The organism is Candidatus Omnitrophota bacterium, from assembly GCA_028712255.1.
GTDB lineage: Bacteria > Omnitrophota > Gorgyraeia > Gygaellales > Profunditerraquicolaceae > UBA6249.
The window spans coordinates 34,846-52,922 of sequence record JAQTQJ010000007.1 but is presented as its reverse complement, the minus strand read 5'-3'; the positions used below and the strand labels follow the sequence as shown (position 1 = coordinate 52,922).

Genomic DNA, 18,077 nt, shown 5'->3' with positions numbered 1-18,077 from the left:
CTTATTTTTTCAATATTCCGTCAATTTGATCCCAATCAGCTTTACGTTTCTCATCTCGCTCTTTATACCATTTTATATATCTACCTACCCCTTCTTCAAAGCTAATTTTTGGTTCCCAGCTTAACTCTTCTGCCGCCAATTCACTAGAGACCTCTTTACCGGAAAAATCTCCCGGCCTAGCAGGAGTATATTCAATCTTTACATTGCCTAGAATCTTTTTAATAGTCTCAGCTATCTGTTTAATCGTAACCTTTTCCTTACCGTCTAAATTGTAGATTTTATTCTTGGCAATATTTTTTAGGCCCAAAACATTACCTTCAGCTAAATCTTCAACATATATAAATTTCCTAAATTGTGAGCCATCACCTGCAATAGTAAGTGGCTCTCCATTAATAGCCTTCCTTACAAAAATCGGGATGACCGCACCGTCTCTTGCACGAGGGCCATATGGAATGCCATAACGGAGAATGGTTACTTCCATACCATAAAGCTTACTGTAAGATTGGCAGTAATATTCTCCGGTTAACTTTGTAGCAGTATAAAGGTGTGTAGGCGCATGAAGCGGGGTTGATTCATCAACATTATTAGAAGAAGCTTCACTATAAACCCAAGTAGTACTTCCATAAACAATCCTTCTAACATTAGTATTACGCGCGGCTTCCAATACATTAATCGTGCCGCGAACATTAATTGCCTCTGAGTCATACGGATTGTTATAAACATCCTTTACGTCTGCAACCGCAGCCAAATGAAATATCGCATCCACTCCGTTAAGAGCAAAACCAAGAGAAGTTTTATCAAGGATACTCCCCTGGTAAAACTCAATATCCTTACGAAAAGAAGGCATAATACCATCATAAACCCTTACCTCTACACCTTTATCTCTTAGTTTATCTACCACATGTGAACCAATAAAACCGGAACCACCTGTCACTAAAACTTTCATAACTATCCCTCCTATTTAATATTATTCGCCCTTATAATAAATGGGTACGCACCAATGATTCTTTGTAACCCATTCCGTATTGGGAAGCTCATAATCTTTGCCCATGATACGATGGCAAGGCATGTCATAAACCTTACCTGTTGATTTTTCTACTTGCTCAAAAATTATGTATTTATAATAACCCGAAATCATTCCATCCGGAAAAACAAGCCTTTTTGAGAATTTTGGATCAAGATGTTTTTTTGCATAGGTATTCTTCCATGCCACTATATCTTTAAGCCTATCGGCCTGTACGCATCCAATAGCAGCGATAAATTCATTCATTCTGTAATTCAAACCCTCCACCTTATATTCGAATTTACCGTAATTCCTGTATTTTTTTGCAAATTCTATCAAACCGCTATTATCAGTAACCAGCATTCCGCCTTCTCCGGTTGAAATTGTCTTTGTCGCATAAAATGAATAAACGCCAGCGTCACCCCATTGTCCAGGCTTTTTACCATTCCATTCTGCGCCGTGCGCATGTGCACAATCTTCTAATAAAATAATTCTCTTTTCTTTACAATACTTAGCTATCGCTTCAATCTGAAACGCTATATGACCACCGATATGAACAATCCAAACAGCTGCCGGCCTATATTTCCCTACTTTCTCCTTAAGATCATCCAGAGATATACATAAATCATCCTTATTGCAATCTACAAATTCAACATTTCCACCAGCTTTAATAACGCTAAGTGGCGTTGCCATAAAGGTATTAGACGGACACAAAACTGTTTTACCTTTTAAATCAAAGAATTCAAGCGCAGCCAATGCAGCTCCTCCCCAACTTGAGAAAGAAACAGCTGATAAACCATTGCTTCTTGACCACTTTTCTTCAAATAAGGAAGTAAATTTTCCTTCTGACCATTTCTGCGTTTCTATAATCTCGTCCCAATATTTGTGTAATATCTTTGCATCATCTTTTTCAAAACCTATGGTAAATTTCACCCTTCCCCTCCGTTTTTTCTAATATTACACTGATTAAACTATCGCAATTATAGTTACTTCATCATAAGATCTTATTCTCAACTCAACACATCACATGGTCTCAAATCTCCTACCTTGCACTCTCATGAGGATAGCCCTGCGTAAATTATCAAAGTATTTTATCAAGCCCATGCCTAATCCATAATAATCAAATATGCTTTTCAGCCTAATCCTACCGACTTTCTCATTTGCTATACCGATCTCACGAATATATGCCTGATCATCCATCTTGGTAAGATTAAAAACAATATGCGATGCATCGCCACCTTCTAAGGATACTTTTTTAAGATACGCGTACTCATCTTTTATCAGATTTTTAGAAATGCAATAGTCATATATTTTAGATCCGGGCAAAGGTATAAGACAACAGAACGCTGTCTTCAATAGATTCCTATTGGCGAACTTAATCGTATCATGAAGTGTTTCACGAGTCTCCCCAAGGTACCCGGCAAGAATTGTCCCTGTAGCTTTTATACCGGCCGCTCTTATAATCCTTATAGAATCCTCTATCTGTTTAACTTTCGTATTCTTGTTCATCATATCAAGAATACCCTGATTACCAGATTCAATACCTATAGATATTCTAAGGCAACCGGCCTTCTTTGCCAGTCGCAAAAGAGACAGATCATTTTTCTGCAACAGTGACGCGCGGCCTGCGCATACCCATTTTATATTTATTTTCTTATCCAGAAGCTTACGGCAAAAACTTTCTACCCACTCTTTATTAAGAAACTGAATCTCATCCCAAAAGTATACCGCCTCTATGCCATAATTCTTATTCAGATATTTTATCTCGTCAATTACCATATCCTCCGAACGTAAACGTACGACATTACCGAAGTTTGGGTAACAAAAATTACACGCAAAAGGACAACCGCGGCTAGTAATAATGGGCATATACCGCCATCCAGTATTCAGAAAGTTATTATCTATATAAGCTTTCACATTGAAATCTTTATACGATGGCATTGGTAGGGAGTTTATATCTTTTATAGCCCTTTTCTCCGGAACAATTCTACCGCCCGGGCCAATGATAGAAGGATTATTCTGCCAGTTATCAGACAAAATATCCACCATTGCTTCTTCACCTTCTCCTGCAACCAAAAAGTCTATTATGCCATCGTCTAAGAAAAATTTATATCCGCTGCCAGCCGCAGATCCTCCTAAAACCTGCTTTGCTGAAGGAAAAATCTCTTTTATAATCCGACTGAGAGACTTTATATACGAAAACCTCGTAATCATTGAACCATATATAACGTAATCGGGCTTAAAATCAATGCTTACGCTTCGTAACCTATCTTTGATCGACTCTTCTGAGACTATGTGGTCAACGCTAAAATCAGAGACAACTATACTGGCCCCCTTAATCTTCTCCCGCACCGAAGCAATCACATACGCCATGCCTATAGGAAAGTTAAGCATTGAATAATCACCACTATGTCTATCGCTGTGCGGTATAATTATAGCCAATATTTTCATGTTTTTTTATTTAGATTGTAGACCTTTTTAAGCTGATCTGCAATCAACCCAAGGGAGAAAACCGGTATGAAACTTGCGATACAGATAACTGCTAACAACGAAAAAAAGAAGGTCTTAAAAATCAAAAAATTAAATAAACCCAAGAGTAGTCCGAAAGTGGCATTGCATGAAGCCAAAAGAAAAAAAAGTTTGAGAGGATCATAGTAAAGAATCGCTTCGACAATAATCTGTCCGACAAAAAGAGTATCGCGAATATGATTAACTTTACTTTTTCCTGCACGTTTTACGTATTCGATAGAAACGTATTTAACGAAATAATGATTGAGCAGAAAAATAAGAGTCAGAGTCGTAGTAAAAGAAAAACCTGTACACAATGAACCCTGAAAATCTAAAACAATCTCTTTTTTAAATAGGCGTAGACCCGAATTCACGTCAGGTATTTTCCTTCCTGAAGCATATTCGGCCAGCATTTTAAAAAACAATCTTGCAGGTCGCTTCAATACTCCGCGGCTGTATTCTTTTCCTTGGCGCGCACCTACAACCATATCATATTGGCCAAAATAGCTGTATAATTTTTTTATATCTTTTGGGTTGTAGGAATTATCACCATCAATGATTCCAATACAATTATTCCGGGCAATCAAAATCCCGTCGAGCAATGATTTACCGTATCCGAGATTTTCGATATGATTAATCAAAACCAAATCTTTTATTCCACATTCCCTAATCCTATCGGAAGTTGTATCGGTTGAACCGTCATTAACAACAATGATCTCGTAATCCTTAAATTCATCTTCTAAAACCACCTGGAGTTCATTTAGAGTCTTTATTATTGCTTTCTCTTCGTTATACACCGGAACGATAACGCTAATCATTTAGGCCTCCTGATTACCTGTGAAAGATAAAAGAAAAGAATGACTTTAAACCTAGCCAAAAACGATAGGGGTTTTGCTTCAATAATACCATATCTTTGGCATTACGGTACCAGACAACAGGATTAGAATAAAAACTTATATAGGCTTTCTTGTAAAGCTCAAACATTTTTTCTTTACCCAGAATCGGGCTTACATATACCGGTTTCGAATAATCCCATGCGTTATAATCTCGCCAGGCAGCCCCTTCCCTTAACCCCCCGGTATCCCTACATATCTGATTTAGTTTTGTCTTAGGAAAAGGCACGGGTAGGTAAAACATCGCCATGTGATTGCCCATACTGCGGGCATAACGGATTGTGTTATCGGCATCATCCTCTGTTTCCCCGGGCAGGCAAATTATATGGCTGGTATAAACATTAAACCCTATCCTTAAAGCCATTTGAATAGCTGACGTATTCTGTTGGACGGTCGTCCCCTTATCAATAAGATCCAGCGATTTCTGATTTGCTGATTCGATACCAAAAGTAATATTCCAGCACCCGGCTTCTTTCATAAGCATCAAAAGATCCTTATCTACAGTATCCACGCGGCTATTAGCAGCCCAGGGTAAATTTAATCCCGATTGAATATAGGCCCGGCAGAATTGCGTAAGCCAGGATTTATTGATCGTAAATGTAGAATCTAGGAACATTATCCCCTTAGCCCCGTATTTTTCTTTAAGGATACGTATTTCTTCCAATAAGGACTCTGGCTGCCTTAACCTGACTTTCTTACCCACGGTAGCACTAGCATTACAAAAGGCGCACTGAAACGGACACCCCCGAGAAGCAATGACTGTGTATGACGGAAAAGCTTTAGCAAAAGTTACTTGAGGCACATACTCCCGCATTGAAAATATATCAAAATACGGAAGCGGTATCTCTTCCGGAGCCAAAAAATCATCCTCATTCGGCATATTAAAAATAATGTTAGTTTCTGATTTATAACAAACCCCGGAAATATTTTTGATAGCAGCAATATCGCCTTTTATCAATTTCTCTAACAGATGATAAAAAGGCTTTTCACCTTCCCCCAATATCAGATAATCTATATCTGCGCTAGCACAAATGGTTTCTTGCGGCATAAGCGTAGCGTGAACGCCGCCTAATACGGTAATTGTGCGTGGAAAAATGCTTTTTATAACCTTAAAACATTCTAAAGCATAATCTATTTGTAATGTTGTAGAACCGATACCAATTACGTCAAATTTATTAAATTCCAAAAACTCCTTATATTCTGCTTGGTTCATCCCTTTTAGGTTAGGATCAAGAAAATAAACATCATAACCTCGCTCCTTAATATAAGTAGCAAGACAAGCCATACCGTAAGAGAATGTATTGGTACCAGCGCCTTTTGCAAACTTACCATAGGTAACCTCTCTGGGAACAAAAGGCTCTTGAAGAAGAATCTTTAGTTTTTTCATATTTTTGCTGCGCTACCTCTCCAGCTAACCCCCTTATAAGAAGAAATATGAACATTTTTAAAATCTTCCATGGGAAACCAATCCGTTATTCTCTTTTTCGAAATAAATTCTACCTGCGGAGCGTTAAGCTTATCAAAAACATTAAGGCAGTTTCTGGTCAAAGATAATTTGCGGAAATTCTCAAAATACTCATAATAAGGCAACCAGTGCAAAGGAAACCGATATAGAGAATAGACAATAGGATACAACAATAAGGTAATCACCTTAGAACAAAACATAAGTACTCGTTTATTTAGGTGCCGCAAAAATACTTTTCTAAGTGGCTCAACAATATTAGATACTAAAAAATTCCCTTCCTGGGAATAGACCCAAAGAATCAATCTTCCTCCCGGTAAAACGTGCCTCTTAAGATTTTCTACTACCTTATCAGGATTCTCTGTATGATGCACTACGCCAATAGAAAATACTATATCGAATTTTTTACCCAGATCCATTGAAGCAATATCGGCTTCTATAAACTCAATATTTTTAAAATCCTTATTTCTCTTGACTGCAATATCGACGGTATTGAGATCTACTGCGGTAATACTTTTAGCATAAGGAGCAATGAATGATGTGTGCTGGCCGCCGCCGCATCCACACTCCAGGACATCTTTACCCTGAAAATCTTCCAGTCTTACCGGATAAATCCAATCCTGAAAAAGAAACAACTCTTCATCCCGGAATATTTCCCATTGTTTATGCCATTCGCTTTGTTTTAGCTGAGCCATTAGTTTTTAGGTTAAATCCTCATCTTTAAATAACAGCAGCCATCGCATGAAGGAAAAAGTTTAATCTTTTTCAATCGCCTTCTAAAAGAAACAAAACGCTCCGATCCCCATATTTCTTTTAATGTCTGTTCCTTTACGTTGCCTACTTTATATGATAAACATGGATAAGCCCGGCCAAAAGCATTAATCTGAAATGATGACCATGGTTCAAGACAAGCAGAGGTGCTCACCTGAGAACCGCATTTACCGGCTAAAAAATTCTGGAGTTCTTTCAAAGACCTAAAACGGGGATAAAGCCTAATCTTAGTCTTTCCTTTTAATTTTTCCAGCTGTTCTAAAGCACTTATTAACCTACTTGTCTCTAAATTAACTCTTGAACCTCGGCGATAAAAAAATTCATCTTCAATATTATCTTTAAGCGAGGATGGATTAAATTGAGCCTGATTTATCTTAAGCAATGAAAGAGTAAAGAAATCTGCGCTTATACTTTCGCAAAAAGAATACAGTTTAACAAGCTCATCAATGTTCTTATCGGTAATGATAGTTTTAATATCCAGCAATGGAAATTTTTTCTTCTGCTCTTTTTTAGATCTAGAAAGGGCAATAAGATTATTCTTTACTTTACTAAATGTCTGTGGAACTCCACGTAACTTATCATGGATTTCACCCATACCATCCAAAGAGACACTAATTGCCAAAAATCCTTTTCTTACCAATAATTCAATAATCTCATTATTAAGCAAAACGCCATTAGTGCTTATATTACAGAAATGCTTCCTCTCTAATGCATAACTTATTATCTCTTTGATATCTTTCCTTAAAAGCGGTTCTCCTCCTGAGAACGTTAGTAGAGTAAACCTCGGCACCTGGTCGATAACTGATTTGATTTCTGAAAGGGTTAGTTCTTCTTTGCCGCACTTATAATCCTGATCCTGGCAGCAAAATTCGCATCTTAGATTACACATTCCGGTTACTTCTAACTGAATCCGTAAAGGTGCAAATGCCATTCCATTACCATAAAGATACGCCAAAAGCCCGTGGCAATTCAGGATATTTTCATAGATTGCGGATAGATTCATTGCTTAGATCCCTTTAAGAAACGAACTTACCAAAAACAAACTGATTAAAAGCTTTAAATTCATCGATTCCGTCGTAACCAATCCAACTCCCTACGGGAGCGCTAAAACCGCTCTTTTTCTTTTTAAGTATAAAATCAGGTAAAGTATTTCGAAGCGCTTTTTTTAGAATATATTTTGTATTAAATCCCCTTAATTTTAAATCCGCAGGAATTGAAGCCGCAAAACTTACTAAATCTACATCAAGATACGGCGATCTAACCTCAAGGCTATTTCTCATCGATGCCCGATCAACCTTAACAAGGATATCATCAGTCAACCAAGTCATAGCATCAACATAAAGATACCTATCTAACCAATGTAAATCTTGCGCTTGGGCATAATATTTCTTAAAAGTCAAATAGGGATCAGTATCATAGACTAACTCCCGGTGTCCTTGACCCAATATCCGGATCCTTTCCTCAGGATTAAAAATAATCCGCCATAAATAATGCGCCTGCTGGGCCGGATGCAGTGAGCCATAAAAAAACTGCTTTTGCCTATAACCAAAACTCATTTTTCTATGCCTGAAACTAGGCAACAATTCAGGCATACGCGATAACAACCTCTTTAGGAATACAGGTAGAATCTTTGCGTATCCATAATAGCGATCAGCCATATAAGTTACATATCCGGCAAATATTTCATCGGCTCCGTCCCCGGATAAAGCGACTTTGACATAAGAAGAAGTTAACCTTGAGAGTTCAAATGTCGGAATAAGCGAAGTGTCTGAAAACGGTTCATCGTAAACACCGATAGCGTCATTAATCTGATTAATACTTTCTCCAGCCTTACATATTTTTTCATGATGAATCGTGCCGATCCAACGCGCTGCACGAGCGGCATCTTTAATTTCACTATAACTTGGCTGGTCAAAACCCATACTAAATGTATGAAGCTGGCCTTTATGGTATTTCTTCATAAGACTTGTAACCGAGCTAGAGTCAATACCACCACTCAAAAACGCACCTATCGGTACATCACTTACCATACGCTTTTTAATCGCATTTTCAAGCAAGCTTAAAACTCTTGAAGCGATATCATCTTCACTTAAGTTTGTTTTTACTCTAAATTGATCCGCATAGTTCCAATACCTGGTTTTTTTTAAGGTTTTTCCCGAATCAGATATACTCATGTACGTAGCGGCTTCAAGTTTAAATATATTTTTATACATCGTTAACGGTGAAAGAATATAACCTAAGGCCAGATAAGAATTCAAGGCTTCATAAGAAATCTCACGGGGAATATCGCTATCACAGATAAGCGCGCTTAACTCCGAAGCAAAAATCAATCTATTCCTATCTTTATAATAATAGAGTGGTTTTTTACCAAACCTATCTCTGGCCATAAACAACTCCTTGCGATAATTATCCCAGACAGCAAAAGCAAACATGCCGTTAAACTTATCCAGGCACTTTATACCCCAATGTATATACGCATAAAGGACTACTTCAGTGTCAGATAATGAACGAAAACTAACACCTAGCTCCTCTAGCTCTTTCTTTAACTCCTTGAAATTATATACCTCGCCATTATAAACAATAAAATACCGGGAATCGGAAGACACCATAGGTTGGCGCGCATTTTCCGACAGATCAATAATAGAAAGCCTTCTATGCCCAAGGGTAATATTACCCAGACTAACAATACCGTGGTCATCTGGACCGCGATGCCGCATCATATCGCACATCTTGGTTACTACTTCTGTACCCACGGCCGAGTTCCAATTTATTTTTCCGGCTATACCACACATAATAAAATTATCCCCGCTCTTCTAACCCGGTTTCTTTATGCCTACTTATGCTTATATAAATCACGCCCATAGCGATCAAGAACCAAAAAGAACGCACCGTAAGCATATCCACATACAAAGCATTAAACAAAAAACCTCCCAGCCCTGCCAGAATTATCTGATTAATATACCTATTCTCAATATTAATCTCTTGTTTTATTGCTTTACAAAAAAAACATACAGTTCTAAATAAAAAGAATAGCAAAGCAGTTAAACCCAATAAACCAGTTTCAGCAGCAATACCTAAATACATTGAATGAGGATCAATGCTTGTTTTATACCTACTTACTTGATCTTCCCTTAAATCAGGATATAACATACGAAATGGTTTCTCAATATCACGATAGTGTATATAATCGATTGCCTTATCGTTCGACATACCCATCCCAACGCCTACCCAAGGAAAATCCCTAATAATTTTGGTCTCTATCATATGTTGCATAAAATAAGGCTGATGCGCGGAGTTTAATTCGATAGTTACGGTTTGGCGCTCTAAATTTCTTTGTACATGAACCGGAAAAATCCACCATACAGTTAGAAAAACTACTGCAATCATAAGGACTAAAGCATAGATAAAAGACGCATAGCGCAATATTAAAATATAAATGTTTTCTTTGGGCATAAAAGCTAATCCGCAAAATATGGTAAAAGCAATTCCTGCATTACACCTAGTTTTTGTTAAAAGGGCAGCGATAAAACATAAAACGACTATTGAATACCCCCAGAAACACCATTTACCATTATTTTTCCTAGCTGCAAGAACAAAACCAAAAACAATAGTGGTATGTAAATACATAGTCAACATGGCAGGATGACGAAAAATAGAAGCTAAACGCAAAACCAATTCTTGATTGGCATTGCCAAGAAACTCATGATCAACCACTAAAAAGTTAGGATGTCCGCTGATTACAGAAATAAAATAAGCGCCGATGCCAGTCAGGGCAATCAACAAACTAACCAGACACCAACATTTAATTAAACGCCACCATACTGCTTGAGAATCAACCGTTTGACACAATACAACATATAAACTAACCAAATATAAAATCCCCGCATATTCAAGGCCGCTTCTGGCCAAATGTTCTGTATGGACAAAGGAAAAAAGAAAAACTATCAACATACCTCCAAGAGAAAACTTTAGAGGCAAGTTTAAAAAAGATCTCCCACCTTTAATTAACTGAACTAGCCAAATGAAAAATAAAAGTAAAAAAACTATATCAGAATACTGTATTTTCTGCCCTACAAACGGCAAATATGGCACTCTCATTACGGGAATCAGAATAATATACAAATATAATAGCTTTTCAGTTAAACTTATCTTTTTTATAAAATCACTAATTTGATGCAACATCATTTCCTCCAATTTTACCGAAAAAAATTATAATCACAGACTTTAATCTATACACAAGAAATGCCAATAAGGAAGATTTTCTGATACCTTGACATCTTTAAAAGTATCTCTTAAAACCATAATCTCTTTCCGGCTGAAACGCTGCTCTATGCGGGTAAAAAAACGGTCATATACGTCTTGACGAATCCGCTTAAGGCTCATCCCCTTATAATACTCAAGCGGGATATAATGCGCCCAACCGAATAAATTAAAGATTTTACCCAACAGAATAAACGGACAATAAACCAGTATTGCCACTAATTCCACAAATATGGAACGAAAAACAGGAGCTCGAATTTTTGTAACCAAGCTACGTACAGCAGTTACAATAGAAAGTAAAACACGATGAAACCAAGGCCGGTTATCTAAAGAATAATACAGATAGATCAATATCTGCGAAGAATACTTTTTTAATTTTCTAACCATATCCAAGGCGTTAAACGGCAGATGATGCAATACCCCTATGCAAAACAGAAAATCCGCAAATTTCTCCTTTAACGGTAAATTTGTTAAATCTCCCATTATAAAAACTGTATTATCGGATTTTCTTAAATTTTCGCGGGCCACAAAAATCGCCTCAGAAAAATCAATCATAACAAGTTCACGGCATTTATCATAGAGAAAATAGCTCCATCTTCCTATCCCACAGCCTAAATCACAAACTCGAGAGTTTTTGAGGCTGCTTAAATCAATAAGTTCGAAATTTAACAGGAATTCCTTCTCATGTTCAGCCAGAATATGAGGGTATTTAACCCATTCTGCACCAAAAGTAAATTGGATGTCTTCCGCAAAATCAGAGATAAATTCAGAATTATCGGTTTTACCAATCTGTACTTTTTTTCTAAGAGTTGCCGGCCATTTTGACGGCTCTAAAAGTATAATAACATCATTAATAATAGGGAATTCTTTTCCGGAAATTACCAACCGATCGTCTTTCAACTCACAATGATCAGTGCCAAAAATATCCTTAAGTAAGGCAATTTTATCTGAATAATACATTTTCATTAGAACTAGCCTTTCTCTGTTACATGTCTTTTTCTAAACGGGTACAATATTAGAATTAACAAAATAGGCATAATTTGAAACCGATAACGCGATATCGTTCCCAGATTATACGCTAAGAATGAATAAACACTCCCCCAGGCCAAAATCAATAAGATTGCCCAAATAAATAACGGCTCTTTTAGGTCTGCCCAACGAAGCTTGCGTATCGCAAACAGCAAAATTATTAAAATTAAAATGTTTTCTATTCCTGCTAAAAAACCAAAAAGATTATGCACTTCTCCAGGCAGAGGACGGAATAAAGCGGTAAACATACCTCTTGGAATATAAAACAGCATCTGGATTATATCCGAAAAATGTTCATGTGATCTCAGGGCGCTACCTCCTGCATCAAAACCATAGCTCATTTGATTAGCTGTTTTAACTAATTTATCCAAACTTTGGGGCTGGAAGAATTTAATTAGCATATTCTTAAATAAAACAATAAAACCCGTAACTGATAACAAAAACCATATTTTACCTGATTTTTTTAAACCTAAAAAGAATAATGCTATAAAAGGTACAAGCAAAATTAAGCCAAGCCAAGCTCTTATGTAAATTGATACTAGAAGGCCTAATATCAGAATCAAAAGATATAACCTCTTCCTACGACAATACCATCCAATAGCACCATAAACATACAAAGCCATACCTAAAAATGATATTGGGTCCTTGCCCAATATTGATGACCAAAACAGAATAGAAGGGAAAAAAACAAGAATATAGAATAAACTTATTTTCTCCTGTTTTAAAAAAATAACTATCCCGCGATAGAAGATATAGATAGCTACTAGGCCAAGCATAGCAAAACTAACTTTCACAGCGTGAAAAGAAGGTATAATTTGCTGTTGCAACCAAATAAGGTTAACCATAGCAAAAATAGAGCCCTGAATACTCATAAAAGGCCATTCTGATCTATTGTAAAAAGTGGCATTATAATAGCCATAAGAATCCAAACAATAATAATGCCATTCATAAAAAAGCATCAGGAATAAGACCACAAATAATTTAATACACCAGGCAATAAAAACAGCTTTTTTATCTTTTTGGCGTATTGGCCAGATAAAAATACTTAAGCCCAAAATAATCCCCCAAAACAATCCATAAATATAATCAATTTTAAGCCATTGCACCGAAAAATAGCGCCACCCGGACAAAACCTTATTTGCAAAGGTATATTCAATTCTAATCGATCTAACGGGAACATGGTGCCCTAATACTACAACTAGGTTCAAAAAATAATTTACTAATAAAATAATGCCTACGCTAATACAAATCCAAAAAATAATTCTTTTAGAGAAAATATTTCGGATATTCGATAAAATATCTTTTATTTTAATATTGGACATTATTGCCTTTTTACCATATTAGAAGAACTATTTTCTAATTCCTTAATTGTTATCTTAATCCCCTCTTCAAGCGAAAGTATCGAAGCCCAATTCGTGAGGTTCTTTAAACGGCTTAAATCAGCGTAGCTTCTAGGTTGTTCAGGTTCGTTACTACCTAAACTTCTGGCACCAAAATTCAATTTTTTCATATCTCCACCAAGCAGTTTCCAAAAAAGAAGGACGAAATCTTTGACTTTTACTGCCATGCCGCTACCTAGATTAACCGTCACGGATTCTTCTGCGTCACAAACCCTGCGTATCCCTTCTGCTACAGCCGACACGTGGATATAATCCCTATAGTGTTCACACGGGCTCAAATCAATACTGGTATCCTTGCAATAAGATTGATACAACTGATTGATCAACGAACCCTGCCGTTGGCCTGCGCCATACACATAAAACGGCCGTACGTGAATAAATACCCTATCCAGTTTCTTTGCGTATTCAAACCCAAATTTAGCCACCTCTATTTTCCCTTTAGCATAGTTTGTAAGCCTGCCTTGCGGAGCCATATCTTCAGAAAGCATACCAATCCGCGCGCCATACTCATTCATCGAGCCTACAAATATGAACTTCTTGAGACCAAGCTTAAATAACGTACCTATCAAATTTTTGCCTGCCTGTACATTCTCTCCCAAATGCAAAGAAGAATCGGGTTTTGTCATATCCCCCCAGCCTAAATGAATAAAAATATCCGGTAGGCCATAAGAATTAACCTTCGCCTTGATATCCTGCGCATCCAGATAATCCATACACAAGACACGCACTGCTTGCGAATGCGCCTTCTCTTCTTTTGAGGACTTATTCGTAAAACAGAATAATTCTGCTTCGGATTTGTTAAGAGACGAAACAACTGCATTACCGATGAATCCGCGGGAACCTGTTAACCAAATCTTTTTTAAACTCATTTAGAATTAAATCCTAATTTTGACATCACAACGCCATGATCAATAGTAAACTGATCGGCATTCGGACCGAGGATTAAATCCTTATCCTTACGAGAAAAATATACTACATTGCCCGGCACAATTTCCTGTTGGGCAGCAATAACAAAATGTTGCGCGGGTGAATTTACGCTTTTTGAATCATCAAGGACTACGAGTTTACCAGTCATCTTTACATTATCCAGGATCTTCTTCCAATCCACAGGGAGTATGGCATTAACAGAAAATAAAGAGGCATTTATATTATGTTTCTTGAAATTATTGCATAACTCCAAGCCCTGAGGGAACGCATAGTTAAAACAAACCACCGAAAGATCTCCACCGTCAGAATACTGGAATATCTCCCCATTCTTATCAAAAGAAACCTCTTCATCAACTTGTATAATCTCCTGTCGGCACAACCGTTGGCTAATACCGATAATACGAAATCCTGGAGCTATCAAATGCTTCTCTATGATAACCTCAGAATCATGTTTATTGGAAACAGCATAGCCTGGAATACGGGCTATAGAACAAAAATCATAGAAATTATTCAGTGAAGATTGTGGCCCTTCATAACCGCTATCCACGATTACATTAACAATCGTAAATGAACTCTCAATTTTACGACAACGCATAATATTATAAGTATTAACGAGTTGATCTATTCCCAGTAATAAAAAATCCTGTTGTTTCATGAAAAATATTGAAGAAACTCCGTTTAACATCAATCCAAACCCCATTCCCACAAGAGTGTTTTCACAATTCGGAGTATTCAAGACATAATGGCCACCATCGCTTTTAAGCCCCTTTGTCAAACCACTAATACAGCTACCCGCTGCGATATTTTGTCCAAACATTACTAGAGGAGATTTTTCAGCAACCCTTGATCTAATTAAAGCATTGATATGCGTAATATAATTCATGCTAATTCCTCACGTAGGCCCTTAAAGACTTTCTCAGCCAACTCTTTTAGAAAACTAAATTCAAAGTATTTTTTCAAAACATGTACAGGATCAAAATCGCTTTCTTCGATAACCGGCCAATCAATAAGCCCAACGTTAGGAGCCGCACCGGCATGATAATTAATATATTTACCAGCCGAATGCTCTTCAGTCTTCATAACCCAATCTCCCAATGTATGTAAAGCAACCTCCACAATAATCGGGGTCTCATCAGTCAGGGCTTTTGAACGTGCCTCTTCCAATAACCGGATATACCCATAAACATCATTGCCCTCCAGGCGATAGTAAGGTATACCCAAAGCAGATGCGTATAGATCAAGTTTTATATCACAGCGGCGCTCATGGATCTGAGTCGCCAGTGACCAGCCGTTATTCTCAACAATGATCAAAGATGAAAGGCGATATGTCTTCATCATGACCAGGCTCTCATAGAATATTCCTTCCTCAATAGCCCCGTCACCGATAACAACAATTGCTACTCCGTTTGATTTTTTAACACGATTACCTAAAGCCACTCCTGTTGCCACAGCCATTTGATTGCCTAGAATACTCGATGTATATAAAACTCCCGCATCTTCGTTATACAGATTCATACAACCCAATTGTCCGTTAGCTTCACCGGTTTCTTTACAAAGATATTCATCGATCTTTTTTTTCAGAGACCTGCTTCTAGCCAAATTGTAATGAATATTACGGTGCGTCAATAACAAACCATCCTTATCCTTCATACAGGCAGAAACAGCTACAGCTATAGCTTCATGTCCAAATGCCAGATGCACAGGACATTTAAATTGCTTGTCTTTATTGCCCTGATTAACAATCATTTGACTAAAACGGATACGTAAAACTTCCTGAGCAACCCTTTTATCAAGCTTAATAGCCATTTTCACCTTTTCTAGTTTAAGCAATCTTTGTTCCTAAAAAATCACACACTGATTTAAGCCCATCCTGCAAGCTAATTTCTGCACGCCACTTAAGCAATTGCTTGGCTTTAACATCACTAACAGTACGTAGGCTTATTTGTTCAGGAGTACGCTGGATTACCTTTGGATTTTTATTAAGCAGCGACTTAGTAGTTTCTATAATATCGCCGAGAGTAACCATCTGCCTCCCCTGAATATTAATAATCTCAAAACCGGTTAATCCGATTGCGGCAATTACCGCTAATGCAATATCGGAAACATGAACGAAGCGGCGTCCGGTTTTCAAAGAACCAATAGTTACCTCATCTTGAGTACTAACCGCATTAAAAATAGACTCTACCGCTGACCAGTTATCCTTACGCGGCCCATAAACAATACCGAATCTTAAAATAGTTACCGGACAAAATCCACGCTGATATTTTTGGCGAAGATTTGCTTCGCTAACTAATTTCGATAAGGCATATTCGGAAGTAAGGCCAGCTATATCGATAACATCCTCCTCTTTTTTAGCTATGCCCTCTTCAAAGCGGTCATATACCCATTCAGACGAAGCAAAAATAAACTGCTTTACTCCTCTACCCTGAGCCGCCTCAATTAGATTTAGTGTTCCCATAACATTGACATCAAAACACGAATAAGCTTTATTCCGACAATCTGCATCGCGAGACAAAGCCGCAAGGTGAATAACAGCATCAACATCTAAAGGTATCTTTTCGGCTATTTTCGGAGAACGAATATCCGCAACCGAACATCCATCCTGGCCTGTCTCAACTAAATCCACTCCGGTTACCTGAATCCCCTTAACTTTAGCAAGCCGTAAAACTTCTTTGCCGATAAAACTACCACAACCCGTCATAAATATTTTCATGATAAACGATCTCCCAATACACTCTGAAACAGTTTATCCCACTGCTTCAGATACTGCTCTTCACTATATAATGTATCCGCAATCTCTTTACCCTGAATACCAGCTAGTTTTCTAGTTTCCGGATCTAGAATTAATCTTTCCAGATTCTTATACCAATCTTCTTCATTCCTACAATAAAGCGGTAATTTACACTTTTCCATTGTGCGCACATATGCCGGTGCAGCTGAGACAACAGTAGGTAAACCTGCTCTCCAGAAAAATACTAACTTATTTTCAGGTTTTCCATGCATCAAAGCATCAGTGTCGTTTAAAGGAATAACGGCTATGTCACAAGCGGTTATCAAAGTAGACAACAATTCCCTGTTCCACTGATATAAATGAACCAAAGATTTATTACCGCTTACAGTATTAGCATAATAGCGGTGCCCAAAAATTTGTTTTATCTCGTCTACAATTGAGATTCTCTTGAATTTACTCATATATCTTCCATATTCAAGATCCGTGATGACATGCAAAATTAATGGATATTTCTTATTAAGTTTAACTAAAACTTCCTTAATCTGTTTTAAGCTTCTAACAGTTTCAGGCCTACCTTCCCAAACTAAATTGATCGTACCATTGGCAACATAATCAGTCTTAACATCACGTAATACATTCTGATGAAACTCCAGAATAATATGTGTATTCTTGCAATACATCTGGATATCTTTCTCCTGTTCTAAAGTCGCACAGATAACAGCATCAGCCCTCTTACACATATCCTTAATGGCATTAACATAATTAAGTTTTAAAAATTTATGTTCTCCCGCAAGAAACTTAGCCAGCCCTCTTAAGGCACCCCGAAGATCAAATCGCGGTACAGCCAGGTAAGCATCAACAGATATATAAATTATTTTCGTACGCCCTCTGGGAAAACGGCTCCAAGCACTCACATCAACTCCGGGAGTTAATACGATAACATCGTATTCATCGTTCGGATTCGCTATCTCAAAATTAATATTCCGTTTATTCGCATAATAAACAAAATTCCTTAAATCAAAAGGATGAAATTTCGGCTTACCAAAAGGGACATAACCAATTTTTAATTTAGAAAAATTCATATAATTTATAC

At 37.3% G+C, this 18,077-nt stretch carries 16 protein-coding genes; all 16 read right to left on the bottom strand.

Annotated features, from left to right (window positions below):
- Position 1 precedes the first annotated feature (1 nt).
- Positions 2-946: an NAD-dependent epimerase/dehydratase family protein gene (locus PHC29_04565; protein ID MDD5108765.1), complete on the bottom strand. Its 945-nt coding sequence runs from the start codon at positions 944-946 to the stop codon at positions 2-4.
- Between the two features lie 21 nt (positions 947-967).
- Positions 968-1,936 carry a DegT/DnrJ/EryC1/StrS family aminotransferase gene (locus PHC29_04560; GenBank protein MDD5108764.1) on the bottom strand — a complete coding sequence of 323 codons (969 nt, stop codon included), beginning with the start codon at positions 1,934-1,936 and terminating at the stop codon, positions 968-970.
- 90 nt (positions 1,937-2,026) lie between these two features.
- Positions 2,027-3,454: a radical SAM protein gene (locus PHC29_04555; protein ID MDD5108763.1), complete on the bottom strand. Its 1,428-nt coding sequence runs from the start codon at positions 3,452-3,454 to the stop codon at positions 2,027-2,029.
- Positions 3,451-4,329 carry a glycosyltransferase family 2 protein gene (locus PHC29_04550; protein ID MDD5108762.1) on the bottom strand — a complete coding sequence of 293 codons (879 nt, stop codon included), beginning with the start codon at positions 4,327-4,329 and terminating at the stop codon, positions 3,451-3,453. Before PHC29_04550 ends, PHC29_04555 begins: the two co-directional genes overlap by 4 nt.
- 13 nt (positions 4,330-4,342) lie before the next feature.
- Positions 4,343-5,791 (bottom strand): radical SAM protein, encoded by a 1,449-nt coding sequence (locus PHC29_04545; GenBank protein ID MDD5108761.1) that lies wholly within the window; start codon positions 5,789-5,791, stop codon positions 4,343-4,345.
- Positions 5,788-6,561 (bottom strand): class I SAM-dependent methyltransferase, encoded by a 774-nt coding sequence (locus PHC29_04540; protein MDD5108760.1) that lies wholly within the window; start codon positions 6,559-6,561, stop codon positions 5,788-5,790. Before PHC29_04540 ends, PHC29_04545 begins: the two co-directional genes overlap by 4 nt.
- 11 nt (positions 6,562-6,572) lie before the next feature.
- Positions 6,573-7,640: a radical SAM protein gene (locus PHC29_04535; protein ID MDD5108759.1), complete on the bottom strand. Its 1,068-nt coding sequence runs from the start codon at positions 7,638-7,640 to the stop codon at positions 6,573-6,575.
- Positions 7,641-7,653: 13 nt separating this feature from the next.
- A complete protein-coding gene (gene asnB / locus PHC29_04530) occupies positions 7,654-9,429 on the bottom strand; it encodes an asparagine synthase (glutamine-hydrolyzing) (protein ID MDD5108758.1) in 1,776 nt (591 codons plus the stop codon).
- Positions 9,430-9,436: 7 nt separating this feature from the next.
- Complete coding sequence (locus tag PHC29_04525) at positions 9,437-10,822, bottom strand: O-antigen ligase family protein (protein MDD5108757.1); 1,386 nt, start codon at positions 10,820-10,822, stop codon at positions 9,437-9,439.
- Positions 10,823-10,861: 39 nt separating this feature from the next.
- Positions 10,862-11,863, bottom strand: a complete 1,002-nt coding sequence (locus PHC29_04520) for a class I SAM-dependent methyltransferase (GenBank protein MDD5108756.1) — start codon at positions 11,861-11,863, stop codon at positions 10,862-10,864.
- Between the two features lie 5 nt (positions 11,864-11,868).
- Positions 11,869-13,248, bottom strand: coding sequence for a hypothetical protein (locus PHC29_04515; protein MDD5108755.1), 1,380 nt, complete (start codon positions 13,246-13,248; stop codon positions 11,869-11,871).
- Complete coding sequence (locus PHC29_04510; GenBank protein MDD5108754.1) at positions 13,248-14,195, bottom strand: NAD(P)-dependent oxidoreductase; 948 nt, start codon at positions 14,193-14,195, stop codon at positions 13,248-13,250. Before PHC29_04510 ends, PHC29_04515 begins: the two co-directional genes overlap by 1 nt.
- A complete protein-coding gene (locus tag PHC29_04505) occupies positions 14,192-15,136 on the bottom strand; it encodes a hypothetical protein (GenBank protein ID MDD5108753.1) in 945 nt (314 codons plus the stop codon). The genes PHC29_04510 and PHC29_04505 overlap by 4 nt, the downstream gene beginning before the upstream one ends.
- A complete protein-coding gene (locus PHC29_04500; GenBank protein MDD5108752.1) occupies positions 15,133-16,059 on the bottom strand; it encodes a thiamine pyrophosphate-dependent enzyme in 927 nt (308 codons plus the stop codon). Before PHC29_04500 ends, PHC29_04505 begins: the two co-directional genes overlap by 4 nt.
- A 16-nt stretch (positions 16,060-16,075) precedes the next feature.
- Positions 16,076-16,966, bottom strand: a complete 891-nt coding sequence (locus PHC29_04495) for an NAD(P)-dependent oxidoreductase (protein MDD5108751.1) — start codon at positions 16,964-16,966, stop codon at positions 16,076-16,078.
- The gene (locus PHC29_04490; GenBank protein ID MDD5108750.1) at positions 16,963-18,066 is read right to left on the bottom strand and encodes a hypothetical protein; all 1,104 of its coding nucleotides are present in this window, start codon (positions 18,064-18,066) and stop codon (positions 16,963-16,965) included. The genes PHC29_04495 and PHC29_04490 overlap by 4 nt, the downstream gene beginning before the upstream one ends.
- Positions 18,067-18,077 lie beyond the last annotated feature (11 nt).